This is a genomic window from Streptomyces scabichelini (genome assembly GCF_011045015.1).
In the GTDB taxonomy this organism is placed as follows: domain Bacteria; phylum Actinomycetota; class Actinomycetes; order Streptomycetales; family Streptomycetaceae; genus Streptomyces; species Streptomyces scabichelini.
Genome location: NZ_JAAKZY010000001.1, coordinates 88,808 through 109,733, shown reverse-complemented (window position 1 = coordinate 109,733; position 20,926 = coordinate 88,808). Strand labels below are relative to the sequence as shown.

The window sequence follows — 20,926 nt, the reverse complement described above, 5'->3', positions numbered from 1 at the left end:
GGAGAAAAGTCATTGACTCGCCATCGGTCGCATTCCTATGCTCTGCGGCCATGGAGCTGATCCAGGAAACCCCCGACCTGTCCGCCTACTTGGCTGCCGACGAGGTCATCGACCATCACCATCCGCTGGTGCGGCAGACAGCGGCGCGCCTCGCCTCGACGGTCGCCGACTCGTATGGCTATGCGCAGGCGGCGTACGAATTCGTCAGGGACGACATCCCGCACTCGGCCGACAGCGGCGACATGCGCGTCACCTGGCGCGCCTCGGACGTCCTGGAACAGGGAACCGGCATCTGTCACGCCAAGGCTCACGCGCTGGCCGCACTGCTGCGCGCCGAGGACATCCCCACGGCGCTGTGCTACCAGTCGCTGATGCACGACGACGGCAGTGCGCTCTGCGTGCACGGTCTGATCGCCGTGCGGTTCAACGGGGCATGGCACCGGCAGGACTGCCGCGGGAACAAGCCGGGAGTCGACGCCCAGTTCTCACTCGAGGGTGAGCGCCTTGCCTGGGTGCCCGACTCGAAGTCCCATGAGGTGGACTACCCGGTTCTGTGCGCCGAACCTCACCCTGTCGTAGTGCGCGCCCTCAAGGACGCCCCGGACCGGGAGTACCTGTGGCGGACCCTCCCCGCCGCACTCTGAGTCAAGTCACCGTCCTGGCGCCGGAGCAGCGGCTCAGCGCGCCTCGGCGGCCTTCACTTCTTCGGGCGTCGGGGCCGTGCCGCCGAGATGGGCCGGCATCCACCAGGTGTCGTTCGGGTCCTTGGGGCGTACGGGGTAGGCGCGCTGGGCTGCTTCCAGCAACTCCTGTACGCGCTCGCGCAGTTGACGGGTGATCGCGCCCGCGTACTTGTCCCGGGAGGCCTCGATCGCCTCGCCGACGCGGATGGTGATCGGGATGTGGCTGCGCTTGAAGTTCTTCGGATGGCCCTTCGTCCACAGCCGCTGCGTGCCCCACAGAGCCATCGGGATCAGCGGGACGCCGGCCTCCTGGGCCAGGCGCGCGGCACCCGACTTGAAGCTCTTCAGCGTGAACGACTGCGAGATGGTGGCTTCGGGGAAGACCCCGATGACCTCACCGGAGCGCAGGGAGTCCAGCGCGTGTGCGTACGCCGCCTCGCCCTGGTTGCGGTCCACGGGGATGTGCTTCATGTTGCGCATCAGCGGGCCGGAGATCTTGTGCCGGAAGACCGACTCCTTGGCCATGAAGCGGACCAGGCGCTTCTGCGGCAGGGCGGCGAGACCGTCGAAGATGAAGTCGAGGTAGCTGATGTGATTGCTCACCAGCACCGCACCGCCCGAGCGCGGGATGTTCTCCGATCCCTTGCAGTCGATCTTCAGGTCCCAGGCCTTGAACAGCGTGCGGGCGAGACCGATGGCGGGACGGTAGGCAAGCTCAGCCATGAACGGAGTGGACCCTTCTCTCTGCCTGGGAAGGGGGTATCCCGGCGGGAAAGTTACGCAGCCGTAGGTTTACGGCAATGCGCAGATCGTGCCCGAAGAACGGACGAGTAGCCAGTCCTGGTTCCTTCGAGTGGCGAGATTCTCATCACGTCGGCGTACGGTCCGGCTGCCGTGGCACCGGGAATCTCCGCGGTGCACCGGGAATCTCCGCGGTCTCGTGAGCGCTGAAGACGTGGTGGTGCTCACCGTGGCGGCCGCCTACGGATTCGTGCATCGACAGCTATGGAGTGCTGCATCGGCAGCGGAGCGGGAGGGTGAGCGTGCGCGGGCGGGATGGCGGAAAGCGCCTCGGGGTGGCCGAGTTGGGCGAGAATCTCGGCGAACGGGCCACGCTGGTCCAGTTCTCCAGCGCCTTCTGTGCGCCCTGCCGGGCGACTCGCCGAGTGCTCGGCGAGATTGCTGGAATGGTCCCGGGCGTGACCCACGTCGAGATCGATGCCGAGGACCACCTGGACCTCGTACGCGCACTCGACATCCTCAAGACACCGACCGTGCTGGTGCTCGACGCGGACGGAGCCGTCGTGCGCCGCGCGACCGGGCAGCCGCGCAAGGCGGATGTGATCGCCGCGCTCGGCGAGGCTGTTGGAGCGACCTGAGGGCGGGGGTGCGCCGGCGCATGCGGCTGCCGGTGACGCATCTCCCAGATGCCGGAACGCACTTGACTGCACGTGCCAACCATCGTCAGCCTGGCCGTGTGCCTCCGGAACTCCTTCTCTTCGAGCGTGTCCACGTGGACCTGGCCCGCACAGCGAGCGCGCGCTGTCCGGGCTGTTGAGCAGCCCAGAACCAGCTCATCGTCTCCCGCAGAAGGACAACTCCATGACGGCCACGCCCGGCCTCGGCACACCTCGACTCGCCTCTCCCGACCTGCTCCGCTCCGTCTTCCGGCGGCACGCGGCCGGAGTCGCCGTGATCACCGCACAGGGCGGCAGCAGCCCTGTCGGCTTCACCGCCACCTCGCTCACCTCGGTCTCCGCCGAGCCCCCGCTGCTCTCCTTCGGCATCGGCACCGGCGCCTCGAGCTGGCCGGTGATCTCCGAGACGGAGCACGTCGGCGTCCACATACTCGGGGAGCACCAGCGGGAGCTGGCCGCCACCTTCGCCCGCAGCGGCGCCGACCGCTTCGGTCCGGCCACGAGCTGGCGTGAGGGTCCCGAAGGCGTGCCCGTACTCGACGACGTCCTGGCCTGGCTCGTGTGCCGGATCGTCGCGCGGGTGCCCGCGGGGGACCACCGCATCGTGCTGGCCGAGGTCGTCCTCGGCGATCCCACCGGCGCAGGGCGCCCGCTCCTCTACCACCAGGGGCGTTTCAACGGCCTGCGCGAATGAAGAACACGACGGACGAATGCGACGGACTCGAGGGACCGGGCAGCCGGGGCCCCTGCGGAAGCGTCGAGTTCCGATTACGCTGCGTTGCAAAGGTCACAGTTCAAAGCGCTTGCTTAGCGGGCAGGAACTGGATGTACTGACGAGTAATATTTGGTTCGGAGGGCAGGCCGCCCCAACCGGGACGAGCCGCTCGAGGCGCCTATGCTGCCTGAAACAAAGCAGCTCGGAAATGACGATTGCAGTAGGAGAGCCGGCGTGAGCTTGAGGATCGTTGTCACTGTGAAGTACGTGCCCGACGCCACTGGCGACCGGCACTTCGCCGATGACCTGACCGTCGACCGGGACGACGTGGACGGTCTGCTCTCGGAGCTCGACGAGTACGCGGTCGAGCAGGCACTGCAGATCGCCGACGAGGCCGACGACGCTGAGATCACCGTCCTGACGGTGGGCCCGGAGGACGCCAAGGACGCGCTGCGCAAGGCGCTGTCCATGGGTGCGGACAAGGCCATCCACGTCGAGGACGACGACCTGCACGGCACCGACGCCATCGGTACGTCGCTGGTGCTGGCCAAGGCGATCGAGAAGGCCGGCTACGACCTGGTCATCTCCGGCATGGCCTCCACCGACGGCACCATGGGCGTGGTCCCGGCGCTGCTGGCCGAGCGGCTGGGCGTCCCGCAGGTCACGCTGCTTTCCGAGGTGTCGGTCGAGGAGGGCACGGTCAAGGGCCGCCGCGACGGCGACTCCGCCTCCGAGCAGCTGGAGGCCTCCCTTCCGGCGGTCGTGTCCGTCACCGACCAGTCGGGTGAGGCGCGCTACCCGTCCTTCAAGGGCATCATGGCCGCCAAGAAGAAGCCGGTGACCTCCTGGGACCTGTCCGACCTCGACATCGAGGCCGAGGAGGTCGGTCTGGAAGGCGCCTACACGGTCGTCGACTCCGCCGCGGAGCGCCCGGCGCGCACGGCCGGCACGATCGTCAAGGACGAGGGCGAGGGCGGCAAGCAGCTCGCTGAGTTCCTCGCGGGCCAGAAGTTCGTCTAAGGCCCAACCCGCTTACCGCCCCTCATCTTTCGCAAGCAGGAGAGAAGAAGTCCCATGGCTGAAGTTCTCGTCTACGTCGACCACGTGGACGGTGCCGTCCGCAAGCCCACCCTGGAGCTGCTGACGCTGGCCCGCCGCATCGGCGAGCCGGTCGCCGTCGCCCTCGGCGCGGGTGCCGAAAACACCGCCGCCGCGCTCGCCGAGCACGGCGCGACCCGCGTCCTGACCGCCGACGCCCCCGAGTTCGCCGACTACCTGGTCGTACCGAAGGTGGACGCCCTCCAGGCCGCCTACGACGCCGTGTCCCCGGCCGCCGTGCTGGTCCCGTCCTCCGGTGAGGGCAAGGAGATCGCCGCCCGCCTCGCGGTCCGCATCGGCTCCGGCATCATCACCGACGCCGTCGACCTGGAGGCCGGCGACGAGGGCCCGGTGGCCACGCAGTCGGTGTTCGCCGCCGCCTTCACCACCAAGTCCCGGATCTCCAAGGGCACCCCGGTCATCACGGTCAAGCCCAACTCCGCCGCCGTGGAGCCCGCCCCGGCCGCGGGTACCGTCGAGGCACTGTCCGTGACCTTCTCGGACAAGGCGACCGGCACCAAGATCACGTCCCGTACGCCGCGCGAGTCGACCGGCCGCCCGGAGCTGACCGAGGCCGCGATCGTGGTCTCCGGCGGCCGCGGCGTCAACGGCGCCGAGAACTTCGCGATCATCGAGGCGCTCGCCGACTCCCTCGGCGCGGCCGTCGGCGCCTCGCGCGCCGCGGTGGACGCGGGCTGGTACCCGCACTCCAACCAGGTCGGCCAGACCGGCAAGTCCGTGTCCCCGCAGCTGTACATCGCCTCCGGTATCTCCGGTGCGATCCAGCACCGGGCCGGCATGCAGACCTCGAAGACCATCGTGGCGGTCAACAAGGACGCCGAGGCCCCGATCTTCGACCTGGTCGACTACGGCGTGGTCGGCGACCTCTTCGAGGTCGTCCCGCAGCTCACCGAGGAGATCAAGACCCGCAAGGGCTGAGCGTCTCCGAACAGTACGAGGCCCCTGGGACCGGCGACACGGTCACAGGGGCCTCGACTCATCCCGGACTCCCCGGACTCCCCGGACTCATCCCAGGCTCAGCGACGCCTGTACGGGCAGATGGTCGCTCGGGAACTGGCCGTTCACGGAGAAGGTGTTGATCGAGGCACTGTGCGCGGTCACGCCGGGTGTGGCGAGGACCCAGTCGATGCGGTCGCCGTCCGGGATCAGGGGCCGGTAACCGTGGAAGGTCGCGTACAGCTTGCTCCGCTTGGCGGCCGTGTCCCAGGTGTCGACGAGACCGGCGCCCAGCATGGTGTCGTAGACGGGGTTCTTGTGTGCGGCGACGTTGAAGTCGCCGGTCACGACGAGCGGCAGTGAGCGGTCGAGGCCCGCGATGCGCTGGGCGGTCAGATCGGCGGCACGCGCGCGTGCGTTCTGACTCGCGTTGTCGAGGTGCGTGTTGAGGAAGTAGAACTCCCGCTCCCCGTCGGCCAGATCGCGGAACCGTACCCAGGTCACCATGCGGATGGACCCGCCGCCCCAGGTGTTCGAGCCGATCACGTCGGGCGTGTCGGAGAGCCAGAAGTGGTCGTACTCCACGGGGGCGAGCCGGCGGGTGTCGTAGAAGATCGCCATGAACTCGTCGCGGCTGCCGCCCGCGCGACCCGTGCCGATCCAGTCGTAGTGCGGTCCGAGATCCGTCTCGATGTCGCGCACCTGCTGGTAGAGGCCTTCCTGGGTGCCGATGACGTGGAGCCGCTCGCGGCGCAGCAGTTCGCGCATCACGGGGCGGCGGGCGGCCCAGCTGTTGGGTTCGGCAGTGCTCGCGTAGCGCAGGTTGAACGACATGACCTCCAGGCGGCGGCCGGATCTGTCCACCGGCGCGGCGGTCGCGGTGATGGGTGCTGTACTGGTCAGAGGCAAGGCGATCGCGGCGGCGACGGCGGTCTTCAGGCCCAGACGTCGCGAGACTCGGTTGTGCTTGGTGGGCACGGGAGGGCTCCTTCGGTGGCGGATGCCGGGTGAGTCGTGCGCACCGCAGTGTCGAAGTTGGGCGTGAACATGTCGAGAGCCCGCGGTGGCCATGGAGGGAAGTCCCGGGGTGCACCTCGGCGGAAGGGGTGTTGACCAGCGGGAAGGTCCCTGGATAACTTCGCTCTACGGATTGTTGATTCCGGTTGGCGGAAAACAGAGAGGTGTCGGGATGGGCCAGGGGCAGCAGGAGAAGGTGGCGACGAGCCTCGCGGGCGCCGTCAGCGAGGAGATCAGCGCCTCCCTCGCCCCGGTCGACGCCGAGCTGGAGCGCCGCTACCCCGGAGACCCCGGCACCCGCCAGCCCGTCCACACCGTCTACGTCCCCGGGGACGTCTTCGCCGCCGACACCATCCGCTCCTGGGGCGACCTGGCCCTCGCCGCCCTGGACGAACACGCCCCGGACGCCGCGTCCTTCGCCGCGGTCCTCGGCCTCGCCGACGAGCTGGCCGGGCCCGTCCACGACCGCGTACGCGCCAAGCTGGAGCGTGAGCCCATCGAGGACCTGCGCGTCGACTTCGAGGACGGCTACGGCCCGCGCCCCGACGCCGAGGAGGACGAGGCGGCCGCCCGTGCCGCACGGCTGATCTCGGAGGCGTACGAGAACGGCACGGCCGCCCCGTACATGGGTATCCGGATGAAGTGCATGGAGGCGCCGGTGCGCGAGCGGGGCATCCGGACCCTCGACATCTTCCTGACCGGGCTGATGGAGGCGGGCGGACTGCCGGACGGTCTGGTGCTCACGCTGCCGAAGGTGACATACGCCGAGCAGGTCACCGCGATGGTGCGGCTGCTGGAGGCGTTCGAGAAGGCGCGCGGGCTCGAGCATGGGCGGATCGGGTTCGAGATCCAGATCGAGACCAGCCAGTCCATCCTCGCCACCGACGGCACCGCGACCGTCGCGCGGATGATCCAGGCCGCCGAGGGCCGTGCCACCGGGCTGCACTACGGGACCTTCGACTACAGCGCCTGCCTCGGCGTCAGCGCCGCCCACCAGGCCAGCGACCACCCGGCCGCAGACCACGCGAAGGCGATCATGCAGGTCGCGGCGGCGGGCACCGGCGTACGGGTCTCGGACGGCTCCACCAACGTCCTGCCCGTCGGCCCGACTTCCAGGGTCCACGACGCCTGGCGGCTGCACTACGGCCTCACCCGGCGCGCCCTGGCCCGCGCCTACTATCAGGGCTGGGACATGCACCCGGGCCACATCCCGACCCGGTACGCGGCCGTGTTCGCCTTCTACCGCGAGGGCTTCGAGCAGGCGGCCGCGCGCCTCGCCCGGTACGCCAACCGCGCGGGCGGCGACGTGATGGACGAGCCCGCGACCGCCAAGGCACTCAGCGGCTATCTGCTGCGGGGCCTGGACTGCGGGGCCCTCGACATCGCGGAGGTGGCGCGTGTGACGGGCCTGACCCGCGCGGACCTGGAAGGCTTCGCGATGCCCAGGCGGGGCGGCCTGACCGTCTCCGCCCAGTGACTCCGACTGTCTTCGCCGAGTAGCGGGCCTGTCACAGCCATCGCCTTGGGTCCGCGCTGTCACTCACGCCCCCCTAGGCTGTTAGCGACTTGATCGGCGTGTGACAGGAACGGGGCAGGGGTGTCTTCGGGGGAGAACGAACAGACGGATGGGATCGGCCGGCTCCTGGCCGGGCGATACCGAATCGTGGCCCAGCTCGGGCGCGGCGGCATGGGCGTCGTCTGGCGGGCCCTCGACGAGGTACTCGGCCGCGAGGTCGCGGTCAAGGAACTGCGGACGTACACCGACGCTGCCGCTCCCGAACTCGCCGACCTGGGGCGCAGGATGCAGCGCGAGGCGCGCGCGGCGGCCCGGGTGCGCCACCCCGGAGTCATCGCCGTGCACGACGTGGCCGAGGTCGAGGGCCGCCCGCTGATCGTCATGGAACTGGTCGACGGGCCCTCCCTCGACGACGTGCTGCGGGAGCGGGGCCCGCTCGACCCGCGCGAGGCCGCCGAGATCGGCGCGAAGGTCATGGACGCGCTGGCCGCGGCCCACCGCGCCGGAGTCCTCCACCGCGACGTCAAGCCCGGCAACATCCTGCTCGACCGCTCCGGCCGGATCGTCCTCACCGACTTCGGCATCGCGACGATGGACGACCCCGGCGACGGCTCCACCACGCACCTGACGCGCAGCGGCGAACTGGTGGGTTCCCTGGACTACTTGGCGCCCGAGCGCGCCCAGGGCCAGGACCCGGGACCCGCGTCCGACGTCTGGGCCCTGGGCGCCACGCTGTACGCGGCAGTCGAGGGCACCTCACCGTTCCGCCGTACGTCGACGTGGTCCACACTCACCGCGATCGTCGTCGAACCGCTGCCGGAGGCGCGGGGCGCCGGGCCGCTGGGTCCCGTACTGCAGGAGCTCATGCGGAAGCAGCCGCAGGACCGGCCGGACGCCGACCGGGCACGCGAACTGCTGGAGGCGGTGGCGGCGGAGACGCCCGACCAGGACTCCGCGACCACCGGCCTGCGCGGATCCGCGCCGAAGCCACGCGAGACCACCGAGCGGAGTGTGCCGTCGGTACCGCCCGGCTTCGGGGCGCCGGGCTCGGGCGGACCGGGCTTCGGGGCGCCGGAGGCGGGGCACGCCGCACCGCCGTCGATGAACGGGCCGGGGGACGGGCCGCCGGAGTCCGGTGGAGCGGAGTTCGGGGCTGCGGGCGTGGCTGGATCGGGCGCGGGGACTCCGGGTGCGGACGGACCGGGCGCGGGGACTCCGGGTGCGGCCCAGCAGGCGTTCGGAACTCCGGAATCCGGCCTCCCCGCATCGCCACCTCCGGCCGGACCGGGCTTCGGAGCGCCGGGCTCAGGCGGACCAGGCGTCGGAGCCCCACAGCCGGAGCTCCAGACCCAGGTCACCACTTCCGGAGCTCCCCGGCGTCGTAAGACCCGAGCGCTGCTCGCCGCCGCGGCGGTCACCGTCGTCCTGGCCGCGACCGGCGTCACCGTGGCCCTGCTGAACGACTCGGGTGACTCGAAGACGGCCTCCGGGGCACCTGCCACTCCAGAAGCCGGCGACTCCCCGTCCTCGGCGGACGCCAGTCGCGGCTCGGTGGACCCGTCGGACGACCCCGAGCCCACCGAGCAGGGCGACAAGAATCCCCCGCCTGCGCCCAAGGAGCCGGAGGGCACGGAGGACTCCGAGCCGACGACGAAGGCCCCCGCCCCCACTCCCAGGCCCACCGACGACGGCGGAACCACGGGCGGCGGTGGCACGCCGGGCGGCACCAGCGGCGGCGGAGACGATCCCAGCCCCGCCCCCGTCTGCAATTCCATCGGCGGCGGAAAGTACAACTGCGAGGTCTGGCGCACCGCCACGTCCTACACCGCCGACGGAGCCGAGGCCGGCACCCTCAACGCGGGCACCAACTACTTCTACTGCCAGCAGAACCTGGGCCGCCGCGAGACCTACGGCGAGTGGACGAACATCTGGTGGGCGAAGACGGACGACGACAGCGGCAACACGAACGTCTTCGTCAGCGACGTCTACATCAAGGGCGGCGACAACGACGCACCGGTGCCGGGACTGCCGGTCTGCTGAGCGCGTACGTACTTCTCCAGACCGGAGGCCGTCGCCCGCCCCTCCTCGGCGAACAGCCGGGTGCCCCGCATGCAGAGCGCCCGGTCGCCGCGCGCCCGCGTGCAGAACTCCTCGGGCGTGGAGCCGAACAGTTCCCTCAACCGCGGTGACTCGGCGAGGAGTTCGGTGAGCAGCGCGTGCTGGCCCTGATGCCGGCGCGGCGTACCGGTGCCGTTGTGGAGAACGCCCCGCCGGTTGACGTAGAGATGGGCGCCGTCGAGCAGCTCGCCCGATTCCAGCTCGACCGCCACGTCGGAAGCGGGCAGCAGGACACGGTCGTACGCACCGGACGGCGCCGTGACTCCCTCGCTCGCGTCGATCGCCGTGAGCTGCGCTGAGTTCAGCCAGGTGAGGAACAACTCCCGGGTGAGCCCGGGAGCGCGGAAGGGCGACGCGGACATGTACCCCATCCCGCTGACATGCGCGGAGACACCGACCTCGATGCCCGTGACCTTCGCCTTCACCAGGGGGATGGGCGACTCGATCCCGAACTCCCGCATCTTGTGCCGGAGTTGCGCGGGGCAGGCGTTGGAGCCGACCGCGAGGACGGGGACGCGATCCTCGAACGTGAGGCGGCTGAGGGGCAGCAGCCGGTCGCCGTCCAGGAGCCCGGACTGTTCGGGCCAGGCGCCCGGATAGGTCAGAGGGTGATCGCGCGGGGCTTCGGCGAGGCCGAGTGCCGCGAGCGTGCGACGGTCCGCATACGTCATGGGTCAGCCCGCCGGCGGCAGCTCGCCCGAGCCGCGGGTGATCAGCCTGGTCGGGAGTTCGATGCGCTCCGGAAGGACGAGCGTGCCGTCGAGCTGGCGGAAGAGACGCTCGGCGGCGGTGCGGCCGAGCTGGGCGGAGTCCTGGGCGACGACGGTGACGCCGGGCTGGAGGAGGTCGGCGAGTTCGATGTCGTCGAAACCGACGAGGGCGACGGGGCCGGAGCGCTCGGCGAGGATGCGGACGACGGTGACCGTCACACGGTTGTTGCCCGTGAAGATCGCGGTGACGGGAGAGGGGCCCGACAGCATGGCCTCGGCGGCCCGGCGGACCCGCTGCGGATCAGTGACGCCCAGGGACGTCCAGGCGTCCTCGACCGGGATGCCGGCGTCCTCCATGGCCGTGCGGTAGCCACGCAGCCGCTCCGCGGCGGTGTGGATGCGGGGCATGTCGCCGATGAACCCGATGCGGCGGTGGCCGTGCGCGATCAGATGGGCGACGCCGTCCCGCGCGCCGCCGAAGTTGTCGGACAGCACGACGTCCGCGTCGATCTGACCGGCGGGGCGGTCCACGAAGACCGTGGCGACGCCCGCCTTTATCTCCGGCTCCAGATAGCGGTGGTCGTCACCGGCCGGGATGACGACGAGCCCGTCCACGCGGCGCGCGCACAGCGCCAGGACCAGCTCCTGCTCGCGGTCCGGGTCCTCGGCGCTGGAACCGTTGATCAGCAGGGCGCCGTGGGCGCGGGCCACCTCCTCGACCGCGCGGCTGAGCGGTCCGTAGAACGGATCGGAGAGATCCTCCAGGACGAGGCCGATGCTCGCGGTGCGGCCCTTGCGCAGCACCCGCGCGCTGTCGTTGCGGCGAAAGCCCAGCGCGTCGATCGCCTCCTGCACCCGGCGCTCGGTGTCCGGGGTGACGCCCGGCTCACCGTTGACTACACGCGATACCGTCTTGAGGCCGACTCCGGCACGCGCCGCGACGTCCTTCATGGTCGGACGGTTGCCGTAGCGGTTGTCGGTTCGGCGGGCGGTCTCGGCCACGATGCGCTGTCCTGTCCTGTAGTCCACGGGGTACGTCGGTCCTGATGACGTGCTCATTGGTGATGTGGCGTCGAGCATAGAGCCTGGACAACGTTGTCAGATGCAGGGGACACTGTCCATCGCATTCTCCGGCCTGCCCTCCCTTCGGGGCCAGTCGTGCTGCCTGTTCGTCCGGCCGGGGGTCCGGGGGACACCCCTGGTAATACTTCGGGGGTCGCCCCTCGGAAAGACACCACAGCGGGAGATCAGACACTGATGCACACCGACCTCGTGGCCGCGCTCGACATCGGCGGCACCAAGATCGCCGGAGCGCTGGTGGACGGCCATGGCCGCATCCTCCTGCGCGCGCAGCGCGCCACGCCCGCGCAGGAGGACGGCGACACCATCATGCGGGCCGTCGAGGCCGTGCTCGGCGAGCTGACCGCCGCGCCGCTGTGGAGCCGCGCCACGGCCCTCGGCATCGGCAGCGCGGGCCCGGTGGACGCCTCGACGGGCACCGTGAGCCCCGTGAACATTCCGGGCTGGCGCGACTACCCGCTGGTCGAGCGGGTCCGCACCGCCACGGGCGGGCTGCCCGTGGAACTGATCGGCGACGGCGTGGCGATCACGGCCGCCGAGCACTGGCAGGGCGCGGCCCGCGGGCACGACAACGCGCTGTGCATGGTCGTCTCCACGGGCGTCGGCGGCGGTCTCGTCCTGGGTGGCCGACTGCATCCCGGACCCACGGGCAACGCCGGCCACATCGGTCACATCAGCGTGGATCTGGACGGCGACCTGTGCCCGTGCGGGTCCCGTGGCTGCGTCGAGCGCATCGCGAGCGGCCCCAACATCGCGCGCCGCGCCATCGAGGGCGGCTGGCAGCCCGGCCCCGACGGCGACACCTCGGCCGCCGCGGTGGCCGCCGCCGCCCGCGCGGGCGACGCCGTCGCTCTCGCGTCCTTCGAGCGCGCCGCCCAGGCCCTGGCCGCCGGTATCGCCGCGACCGCGACCCTGGTGGAGATCGACATCGCGGTGATCGGCGGGGGAGTGGGCAAGGCGGGCGACATCCTGTTCACGCCCCTGCGCGCCGCCCTGCGCGACTACGCGACGCTGTCCTTCGTCCAGCGCCTCACCATCACTCCTGCCCAGATGGGGACGGACGCGGGTCTGGTCGGCGCGGCGGCGGCCGCGCTCAGCCGCAGGCCGAGCGCGACGGCGGCGGGGGTCGGCGGCTGAGCGTCGAACGGGGCCTGACGGGGTGCCCTCGTGCGGCCGACGCGAGAGCACGAGGGCACGAGTGCACGAGGGCACCCCGACCAAGGGACCTCAGCAGCTGAGTTGTGCGTCCGCCCAGTCGGCGTGGTCCGAGGTGACGTCGTCGCCGCCGTCCGTGACGACGAGGCGCACCACCTGCGCCCCGCTCACATCGGCCGACATCGCCTGTGCGGGCTGGGCGTTGGTCAGTACGCCGGTCGAGGCGACCTTCGCGTCGTCCGCCCAGATCTCGAACGCGACGGAGCCCTCGGCGCCCTCCTCGTCATCGACGCCCACCTGCGCGGTGACCGTCTCGCAGGCCTTGCCGGTGTAGTACTCGACGGCGCTCTCCGCGTGCACGCCGAGCCCCTTGGCGTACACGACCCCGTCGATGGTGAGGGGATTGCCGTCACCCGCCGCGCTCTCCCCGTTGCTGGTGTTGCGCTCGACAGGGCCCCAGCCGTTGGCCGCTGAGAGCCACGGCAGATCGCCGAGGTGGGACGTGCCCGACGGTGGCGCCGCCACGACGGACACCGTCAGCGGCAGCACACTCTCCGCCCGTATCCCGGTCGGCGAGCGATAAGTCGCCTTGAGTGTCAGGTCGTACGATCCCGTCTTCGCATCCGCAGGCGCGGTCACCGTCCACTTCGTACGGAGCGCGCGACCCGTCGGCAGGGTGCCCGCGGTGGTCGGCGAGTTGGCCTTCACGGTCCAGCCCGAGGGTCCGCTCAGTGACACGGAGACGCGCGTCGCCGGAGTACGGCCCAGGTCGGTGACCGACGTGGTCAGTGCGGTCGGCTTGCCCGCCTCGACCAATTGGCTCCCGGCCAGGCCGAGTTCGACGGCAGGCGGGTTCTTGGCCCACTCGGCGTCGGCCGAGACGCGGAGGAGGACGGTGCCGTGCGCGGGGACGGTCGCCGAGATCGTGCCCGCCGTGTTGTAGCTCTTGTGCTGCCACAGGTCGCGCATCGTGTACGCGTCGGCCTTGGGAAGGCCTACGGCCGCGGCGGTCGTGGCGATGCGCTGCGCGCTGCCCGTCTCGTTGAAGAGGGCCACGGCCCGGCTGCCGTCCTTCATCTCCTTGGCGACGACCCAGCGTCCGCCCTCGGAGGAGACGACCGCACCCTGCTTGCCCAGCGGGTCCTGATCGACCGCGATGACTTCCTTGTTGCCGAGGATCTCGAAGGTCTCCTCGGACACCGACCGCAGATCGGAGCCGATGAGCAGCGGCGCGGCCATGATCGACCACATCGAGAAGTGCGTGCGGTACTCCGTGTCCGTCATTCCGCCGTTGCCGACCTCCAGCATGTCGGGGTCGTTCCAGTGCCCGGGACCGGCGTACTGGTCGAGCGGCAGGTTCTGCTTCATGATCGACAGCATCGAGCCCCAGTTGTCACTGATGTCGCCGGTCGTACGCCACAGATGTCCGACATCCGCGGCCCACTCCCAGGGCTTGTTCTGGCCCCACTCGCAGATGCTGTAGACGATGGGACGGCCCGTCTTCTCAGAGGCGGCCTTGAGCGCGTCCCGCATCGTCGTGTAGCGCTGTTTGGCGTCCACGCCCTGGTTGTTGCAGTTGTCGTACTTGAGGTAGTCGACGCCCCAGTCCGCGAACTGCTGGGCGTCGCTGTACTCGTGGCCGAGCGCGCCGGGGAAGCCGGCGGTGTTGCAGGTCTTGGTGCCGGCGCTGGTGTAGATGCCGAGCTTGAGTCCCTTGGAGTGGACGTAGTCGGCAACCGCCTTGATACCGCCCGGGAAGCGGACCGGGTCGGGCACCAGCTTGCCGTTCGCGTCGCGCTGCGGCAGGGCCCAGCAGTCGTCGAGGTTGACGTACTGGTAGCCGGCGTCCTTGAGTCCTTTCTCGACGAAGATGTCGGCGATGCCCTTGACCATCGCTTCGTTGAACTCGGCGCGGCAGTGCGTGGCGTTCCAGTTGTTGAAGCCCATCGGCGGGGTGAGGGCCTGCCCGTCGTCGAGGAGCGGGGCGGCGGCGTTGCCCGTCGGTCTGTCCGCCTCCTGTGCCGTGGCGGATGCCGTGAGCCCGGTGGTGCACAGTGCGGCTGCGGCAAGCGCTCCGACCACTCTTCGGCGGGTAGTGCGGGTTGGGAGATGACGCATCGTTACGTTCCTCCGTACTCGCGAAAGATGGGATGACTGCGGCTCGGGAGCCATCGGCGCGCGCTTACGGTAGGCCGTGTTGGACTGTGTTGGAAGAGATGCGGTAACGCTTGTTCGATATCCCGTCAGAACCCTTGACGGTGCCCTCTATGAGGAGTGAGATCCCAACCGCGTTCGGTTGTGTTGGGTTGCACCCCGAGGAGGGGGACATGGCACAGTCATCGTTCAATGGTTCTGGCGTGCGCCGAAGCGCCGCGGAACATCGGATGTCCAGGCGCAATCTCCTGCGTGGTGTGGCCGCCGGAGCCGGGGCGGTCACGCTGCCCGCACTGCTCTCCGCCTGCGGTGAGGGTCCCGGCGGTGACGGCAACACGGTCACCATGGGGTCCAATGCGTCCGACCCCGTGCCCAAGAAGGCGTACGCGGCTGCCTTTCAGCGCTACGAGAAGAAGACCGGGAAGACCGTCAAGGTCAACACCAAGGACCACAACGACTTCCAGGAGAACATCAACCGCTATCTGCAGGGCCGGCCGGACGACGTCTTCATGTGGTTCGCCGGCTACCGCATGCAGTACTTCGCGGAAAAGGGTCTGCTCACCGAGATCAGCGACGTGTGGCAGGACTTCAAGGGCTTCTCACCGGCCTTCAAGGACCAGGCCACCTATGACGGCAAGCAGTACTTCGTGCCGTACTACTACTACCCATGGGCGGTCTTCCATCGGAAGAGCCTCTTCGAGGAGCGTGGATACGAACAGGCAAAAACCTGGGACGAGTTCATCGCGCTGGCCAAGAAGATGCACGGCGACGGAATTCCGGTCGCCTTCTCCGACAAGGACGGCTGGCCGGCCATGGGCACCTTCGACTACATCAACATGCGCGCTAACGGATACGACTTCCACAAGAGCCTCATGGCCGGCGAAGAGGCGTGGACCAGCCCCAAGGTCAAGAACGTCTTCGACCTGTGGCGCGAACTCATGCCCTACTACCAGAAGGGCGCCCTCGGCCGCACCTGGCAGGAGGCCGCCCAGGGTCTGCAGAAGCGCACGGCCGGCATGGCGGTCTTCGGAATGCCGCACCCCGGGCAGCAGTTCCCGGAGAGCGAACGCGACGACATCGACCTCTTCGCCTTCCCTGAAATCGACCCGCAGTACGGACAGGACGCGGTGGAAGCACCGATCGACGGCTTCCTCATCGCGAAGAAGTCGAAGAACGTCGACGCCGCCAAGGACCTCCTGAAGTTTCTGGGCACGCCCGAGGCCGAGGAGCTCTATCTGTCCGTCGACCCCAACAACGTCGCGGTCAACGAGGGCGCCGACACCTCCAAGTACTCCGCCCTGCAGAAGAAGTCCGTGGACCTCATGGCGAACGCCAAGCAGATCTCGCAGTTCATGGACCGGGACACCCGTCCCGACTTCTCGTCGACCGTGATGATCAAGGCGATTCAGGACTTCATCGCCAACCCGAATGACGTCGACGGACTGGTCAACGGTATCGAGCGGCAGAAGAAGACCATCTTCTCGCAGCCCGTGGGCTGAGCATTGGGGGAATACGAACCGTGCCGCTGAACATCACGCGGCACGCCGGACGGCGAGGCCTGCGGCGTTTCACGCGCCGTGACCTTGCCGTCCTCGGCGTGCTCCTGGGCATTCCGATCCTCATCGACATCTTCATCATCTGGGGGCCCACGCTGGCCTCCATCGGCCTGTCCTTCACCGCATGGGACGGGATCGGCGACGTGCACTGGGTGGGCGGTGAGAACTACGACAACCTGGCCAACAACTACCCGGTGTTCTGGCCCGCGGTCCGCCACAACCTCCTCTGGCTGGCCTTCCTCGGGCTGATCGCCACACCGTTCGGACTCTTCCTCGCCATACTCATCGACCGCGGCGTGCGGTTCAGCCGTTTCTACCAGTCCACGCTCTACATGCCCGTGGTGCTCTCGCTCGCCATCGTCGGCTTCATCGCACAGCTGGTGCTCGGCACCGACCAGGGCGCGATCAACACCATGCTCGCCAACCGCGACGACCCCATCGACTGGCTCGGCAACTCCGATCTCAACCTCTGGATGATCATGATCTTCGCGAGCTGGCGGCATGTCGGCTACGTCATGATCCTCTACCTGGCCGGACTCAAGTCCGTGGACCCGGAGCTGAAGGAGGCGGCGGCGATCGACGGCGCCAACGCCCGCCAGACCTTCTTCCGCGTCGTCTTCCCGACCCTCCGCCCGGTCAACGTCATCGTCGGCGTGATCACCGTCATCGAGGCACTGCGCGCCTTCGACATCGTCTACGCCGTCAACAAGGGCCGCAACGGCCTCGAACTGCTCTCCGTCCTCATCACGGACAACATCATCGGGGAGGCCAGCCGCATCGGATTCGGCTCCGCCATCGCGGTCGTCCTGCTCACCTTCTCCCTGGGGTTCATCGTGACGTTCCTGGTCCAAGAGCTGCGAGGTGCGCGCGACCGATGACCGCCGACATCCGCACCACCGCGCCCACGCGCCGGGTCGCCCGTCCGGCCAAGGCCCCCGCGCCCGGCCGGCCGCGCCGTGGCCGCTTCGGGACGCATCTCTTCCTGACCGTCGTCTCGCTGGCCTTCCTCGCCCCGCTGCTGCTCGCCGTCTACGCCTCGCTCAGGCCGTACGACGAGACGGCGCAGCACGGCTACTTCTCGTTCCCGAAGGACCTGTCCTTCGACTATTACCGCCGGGCCTACAGCGAATCCGGCATGGGCAAGTACTTCACCAACACCCTGCTGATCGCCGTACCCGGCGTGATCATCACGCTGTTCCTCGCCGCGTTCGTCGCCTTCGCCGTGTCCCGGCTGAGGATCCGCGGCGGCATCGTCCTGCTGATGTTCTTCACGGCGGGCAACCTGCTCCCGCAGCAGGTCATCGTCACCCCGCTGTACGTCCTGTTCAACCGGATCCCGCTGCCCTGGTGGATGTCCGACTCCCTGACGATGTACGACTCGTACTGGGCCGTGCTCATCGTCAACATCGGCTTCCAGCTGGGGTTCTGCGTCTTCGTGCTCGCCAATTTCATGCGGGCGCTGCCGCAGGAGATCCTGGAGGCGGCGATCGTCGACGGTGCGGGCGTGTGGACCCAGTTCTGGCGCATCACGCTGCCGCTGTGCAGGCCCGCTCTCGCGGCGCTCGGCACCCTCGAATTCACCTGGATCTACAACGACTTCCTCTGGGCCCTGATCTTCATCTCCAATCCCGACAAGCTCCCGATCACATCGTCGCTGAACAACCTCAGGGGTCAGTTCTTCACGGACTACAATCTGCTGGCCGCGGGCTCGGTCCTGGTGGCCCTCCCCACCATCCTCGTCTTCCTGCTCCTCCAACGGCACTTCATCGCGGGGCTCACCCTCGGCTCCACGAAGGGCTGACCGTGACTCCTGCCCGGTTTCGCAGTTGAGCCGGGCATGAAGAAGAGAAGCATGCTCGCCGTCGCGTCCCTCGCCACCGGATTCGTGGTGGCGGCGGTCACCCCGTCCCACTCCCTCGAAAGCGACGCCGTCGGCGTCGAACACGTAAAGGACACGCTCACCACGCTCAACCACGCGGTCAGCGACTCCGGCGTGGCCAGCGTCTCCGTGGAGAAAAACGTTCCGCAGCGCAAGGGCTGACCGACCCGAGCCCGCCAGGCTCCATCTCGACATCTCGACATCCCAACGTCACGACAGAAGCCCGGCCCGCCCACGGCCGGGCTTCCGCATGCGTCCGGCCCCGTGGAAGGCGGCCTCATCAGGGCCTGGTTTCCGTGGCAGGGTGGAAGGGGCAAGCCTCAGGGGGCCATCAGAAGAGGGGGGCAACGTGATCGTTTGGATCAACGGCGCGTTCGGTGCGGGGAAGACCACCACCGCACGGGAACTGATCGACCTGATCCCGGACAGCACACTCTTCGACCCCGAGCTCATCGGAGCCGGACTGACGCATCTGCTGCCGCCCAAGCACCTCGCCGAGGTCGGCGACTTCCAGGACCTGCCGATCTGGCGGCGGCTCGTGGTCGACACCGCGGCCGCGCTGCTAGCCGAACTCGGCGGCGTCCTCGTGGTCCCCATGACCCTGCTCCGCCAGGACTACCGCGACGAGATCTTCGGCGGGCTCGCCTCCCGCCGGATTCCGGTACGCCATGTGCTCCTCGCCCCGGCGGAAACGATCCTGCGGGAACGAATAGCCGGCCGGGAGGTGCCGGTCGACATGGGTGGCGCGCCGGATCTGCCCGACGGGGAGGTACGGGTGCGCCAGTGGTCGTACGACCACATCGAGCCCTACCGCGCCGCGCTGGCCGGCTGGCTCACCGCCGACGCCCACCTCGTGGACACCAGCGCGCTCACCCCGTACGAGACCGCGGAGCGCATCGCCGACGCCGTACGCACCGGCGCGGTGCCCGTCTGCGACATCGTGCAGACCCCCGAGCCCACCGCGGAGACCGTCGCCGCCGGGGTGCTCCTCTTCGACGAGCAGAACCGTGTGCTCCTCGTCGACCCCACGTACAAGGCCGGCTGGGAGTTCCCCGGCGGCGTCGTCGAACGCGGAGAGGCACCCGCCCGCGCGGGCATGCGCGAGGTCGCCGAGGAAACCGGCATCCAACTCGACGACGTACCCGGCCTGTTGGTCGTCGACTGGGAACCACCCGCACCCCCCGGCTACGGCGGACTGCGCCTCCTGTTCGACGGCGGACGCCTCGACGGCGCCGAGGCCCGACGGATGCTGCTGCCGGGCCCCGAACTGCGTGACTGGCGCTTCGCCACCGAGGAGGAGGCCGCCACTCTGCTGCCACCGGTCCGCTACGAGCGGCTCCGCTGGGCACTGCGCGCGCGGGAACGAGGGGCGGCGCTGTATCTGGAGGCCGGGGTGCCCGTCGGTCACGCGTAGGGCCGGGCGGCCGTGCGCAGCACCGCCGACGCGTCCTCGATCGTCGGATGGCCGGATCACCGCGACCGAGGCACGCCACTTCGGCGTATGCGATCAGCTCGCCGCGTAGTTGCGCAGGAACAGTGCCTCGGCGACCGAGAGGCGTTCCAGCTCCTCCGGAGACACGCTCTCGTTCACGGCGTGGATCTGGGCCTCCGGCTCGCTCAGGCCGATCAGGAGGATCTCCGCGCGCGGGTAGAGGGAGGCGAGGGTGTTGCACAGGGGGATGGAGCCGCCCTGGCCCGCGTACTGCATCTCCGCCCCGTCGTACGCGAGCCTCATCGCCTCGGCCATCGCCGCGTACGCCGGGCTGGAGGTGTCGGCGCGGAACGCCTGGCCCTGGCCGATCTGTTCGGTGCTCAACCGCGCGCCCCACGGCGTGTGCGCCTCCAAGTGGGCCTGGAGCAGCTTGGTCGCCTCGGCCGCGTCCACGCCCGGCGGCACCCGCAGGCTGACCAGCGCACGGGCGCCCGCCTGCACGGACGGGGTGGCGCCGACCACCGGCGGGCAGTCGATGCCGAGCACCGTCACGGCCGGACGCGCCCAGATACGGTCGGCGACCGTGCCGGAGCCGATCAGCCCGACGCCGTCGAGCACCTTGGCGTCCTCGCGGAAGCGGTCCTCCTCGTACTGCAGACCGTCCCACCGCGCGTCGCTCGTGAGCCCGTCGACCGTCGTCGAACCGTCCTCGGCGCGCAGCGAGTCCAGTACGCGGATCAGCGCGGCCAGCGCGTCGGGTGCCGCACCGCCGAACTGCCCCGAGTGCAGGTTGCCTCCGAGGGTGTCGATCCGGACGCGTACGAGCGTCATGCCGCGCAGCGCCGTGGTGACCGTCGGCACACCGGCCCGGAAGTTGCCGGCGTCGCCAATGACGATCGTGTCGGCGGCGAGCAGCTCCGGGTGTTCCTCGGCGTACCGCTCCAGGCCGCCCGTGCCCTGCTCCTCCGAACCCTCCGCGATCACCTTGACGTTGACCGGGACGCCGCCGTTCGCCTTGAGGGCGCGCAGCGCCAGCAGGTGCATGATGAAACCGCCCTTGCAGTCGGCGGCACCCCGCCCGTACCAGCGGCCCTCGCGCTCCGTCAGCTCGAACGGCGGTGTCAGCCACGCCGTTTCGTCGAGCGGCGGCTGCACGTCGTAGTGCGCGTACAGCAGCACGGTCTTCGCACCCTCGGGCCCGGGCAGGAAGCCGTACACCGACTGCGTACCGTCCGGGGTGTCGAGCAGCGCCACGTCCTGGAAACCCTCGGTGCGCAGCGCCTCGGCCACCCAGTTCGCGGCGCCCTCGCTCTCGCTGCGGGGGAACTGGCCGAAGTCCGCCACCGACTTGAAGGCCACCAGCTCGGTGAGCTCCGCCTTCGCCCTGGGCATCAGGGAGGCGACGGTCTCGGCGACCGGGTTCGACGACATGGGCACG

General features: G+C 69.6%; 19 protein-coding genes. 13 read left to right on the top strand and 6 right to left on the bottom strand.

Features of this window, described 5'->3' with window-relative positions:
- Positions 1-50 precede the first annotated feature (50 nt).
- The gene (locus G5C60_RS00505) at positions 51-644 is read left to right on the top strand and encodes a transglutaminase domain-containing protein (protein WP_165254111.1); all 594 of its coding nucleotides are present in this window, start codon (positions 51-53) and stop codon (positions 642-644) included.
- A 33-nt stretch (positions 645-677) separates the two neighbouring features.
- On the opposite strand, the gene G5C60_RS00500 is transcribed toward G5C60_RS00505, so the two are convergent.
- Positions 678-1,406, bottom strand: coding sequence for a lysophospholipid acyltransferase family protein (locus G5C60_RS00500; RefSeq protein ID WP_165254110.1), 729 nt, complete (start codon positions 1,404-1,406; stop codon positions 678-680).
- A 272-nt stretch (positions 1,407-1,678) separates the two neighbouring features.
- Here G5C60_RS00500 and G5C60_RS00495 point away from each other — a divergent pair, with 272 nt between their 5' ends.
- The 4 genes from G5C60_RS00495 to G5C60_RS00480 all read left to right on the top strand — a co-directional run bounded on the left by G5C60_RS00495 (position 1,679) and on the right by G5C60_RS00480 (position 4,853).
- On the top strand, positions 1,679-2,062 hold the full coding sequence (locus G5C60_RS00495) for a TlpA family protein disulfide reductase (protein ID WP_338145635.1): 384 nt from the start codon (positions 1,679-1,681) through the stop codon (positions 2,060-2,062).
- Between the two features lie 223 nt (positions 2,063-2,285).
- Positions 2,286-2,795 (top strand): flavin reductase family protein, encoded by a 510-nt coding sequence (locus G5C60_RS00490; protein WP_165254108.1) that lies wholly within the window; start codon positions 2,286-2,288, stop codon positions 2,793-2,795.
- A gap of 255 nt (positions 2,796-3,050) precedes the next feature.
- Entirely contained in the window at positions 3,051-3,836 is a 786-nt protein-coding gene (locus G5C60_RS00485; protein WP_165254107.1) for an electron transfer flavoprotein subunit beta/FixA family protein, read from the top strand.
- A 54-nt stretch (positions 3,837-3,890) separates the two neighbouring features.
- Positions 3,891-4,853: an electron transfer flavoprotein subunit alpha/FixB family protein gene (locus tag G5C60_RS00480; protein WP_165254106.1), complete on the top strand. Its 963-nt coding sequence runs from the start codon at positions 3,891-3,893 to the stop codon at positions 4,851-4,853.
- Positions 4,854-4,940: 87 nt separating this feature from the next.
- Here G5C60_RS00480 and G5C60_RS00475 read toward each other — a convergent pair whose 3' ends face one another.
- Positions 4,941-5,849, bottom strand: coding sequence for an endonuclease/exonuclease/phosphatase family protein (locus G5C60_RS00475; RefSeq protein ID WP_338145633.1), 909 nt, complete (start codon positions 5,847-5,849; stop codon positions 4,941-4,943).
- Positions 5,850-6,060: 211 nt separating this feature from the next.
- Here G5C60_RS00475 and G5C60_RS00470 point away from each other — a divergent pair, with 211 nt between their 5' ends.
- Together G5C60_RS00470 and G5C60_RS00465 are read left to right on the top strand one after the other, a co-directional pair.
- On the top strand, positions 6,061-7,365 hold the full coding sequence (locus G5C60_RS00470) for a DUF6986 family protein (protein ID WP_165254104.1): 1,305 nt from the start codon (positions 6,061-6,063) through the stop codon (positions 7,363-7,365).
- A gap of 120 nt (positions 7,366-7,485) precedes the next feature.
- Positions 7,486-9,444, top strand: a complete 1,959-nt coding sequence (locus tag G5C60_RS00465; protein WP_165254103.1) for a protein kinase domain-containing protein — start codon at positions 7,486-7,488, stop codon at positions 9,442-9,444.
- On the opposite strand, the gene G5C60_RS00460 is transcribed toward G5C60_RS00465, so the two are convergent.
- Positions 9,390-10,193, bottom strand: coding sequence for a hypothetical protein (locus G5C60_RS00460; RefSeq protein WP_165254102.1), 804 nt, complete (start codon positions 10,191-10,193; stop codon positions 9,390-9,392). The genes G5C60_RS00465 and G5C60_RS00460 overlap by 55 nt on opposite strands.
- Positions 10,194-10,196: 3 nt before the next feature.
- A complete protein-coding gene (locus tag G5C60_RS00455) occupies positions 10,197-11,291 on the bottom strand; it encodes a LacI family DNA-binding transcriptional regulator (protein WP_206438922.1) in 1,095 nt (364 codons plus the stop codon).
- A 198-nt stretch (positions 11,292-11,489) separates the two neighbouring features.
- Here G5C60_RS00455 and G5C60_RS00450 point away from each other — a divergent pair, with 198 nt between their 5' ends.
- Positions 11,490-12,449: an ROK family protein gene (locus G5C60_RS00450; RefSeq protein WP_165254100.1), complete on the top strand. Its 960-nt coding sequence runs from the start codon at positions 11,490-11,492 to the stop codon at positions 12,447-12,449.
- 90 nt (positions 12,450-12,539) lie between these two features.
- Here the strand turns inward: G5C60_RS00450 and G5C60_RS00445 are convergent, their stop codons facing one another.
- Positions 12,540-14,585 carry an NPCBM/NEW2 domain-containing protein gene (locus G5C60_RS00445; RefSeq protein ID WP_206438921.1) on the bottom strand — a complete coding sequence of 682 codons (2,046 nt, stop codon included), beginning with the start codon at positions 14,583-14,585 and terminating at the stop codon, positions 12,540-12,542.
- Between the two features lie 266 nt (positions 14,586-14,851).
- On the opposite strand from G5C60_RS00445, the gene G5C60_RS00440 reads away from it, so the two are divergent.
- The 5 genes from G5C60_RS00440 (at position 14,852) to G5C60_RS00420 (ending at position 19,470) form a co-directional block, all read left to right on the top strand.
- Positions 14,852-16,120 carry an ABC transporter substrate-binding protein gene (locus G5C60_RS00440; RefSeq protein WP_165254098.1) on the top strand — a complete coding sequence of 423 codons (1,269 nt, stop codon included), beginning with the start codon at positions 14,852-14,854 and terminating at the stop codon, positions 16,118-16,120.
- Positions 16,121-16,140: 20 nt separating this feature from the next.
- Entirely contained in the window at positions 16,141-17,055 is a 915-nt protein-coding gene (locus tag G5C60_RS00435) for an ABC transporter permease subunit (protein ID WP_165254097.1), read from the top strand.
- Positions 17,052-17,978 carry a carbohydrate ABC transporter permease gene (locus tag G5C60_RS00430; protein WP_165254096.1) on the top strand — a complete coding sequence of 309 codons (927 nt, stop codon included), beginning with the start codon at positions 17,052-17,054 and terminating at the stop codon, positions 17,976-17,978. Before G5C60_RS00435 ends, G5C60_RS00430 begins: the two co-directional genes overlap by 4 nt.
- A gap of 36 nt (positions 17,979-18,014) precedes the next feature.
- Positions 18,015-18,218: a hypothetical protein gene (locus tag G5C60_RS00425; RefSeq protein ID WP_165254095.1), complete on the top strand. Its 204-nt coding sequence runs from the start codon at positions 18,015-18,017 to the stop codon at positions 18,216-18,218.
- Positions 18,219-18,405: 187 nt separating this feature from the next.
- Entirely contained in the window at positions 18,406-19,470 is a 1,065-nt protein-coding gene (locus tag G5C60_RS00420) for an NUDIX hydrolase (protein WP_338145632.1), read from the top strand.
- 93 nt (positions 19,471-19,563) lie between these two features.
- Here the strand turns inward: G5C60_RS00420 and G5C60_RS00415 are convergent, their stop codons facing one another.
- Positions 19,564-20,919, bottom strand: a complete 1,356-nt coding sequence (locus G5C60_RS00415) for a dipeptidase (protein ID WP_165254093.1) — start codon at positions 20,917-20,919, stop codon at positions 19,564-19,566.
- Between the last annotated feature and the right edge of the window lie 7 nt (positions 20,920-20,926).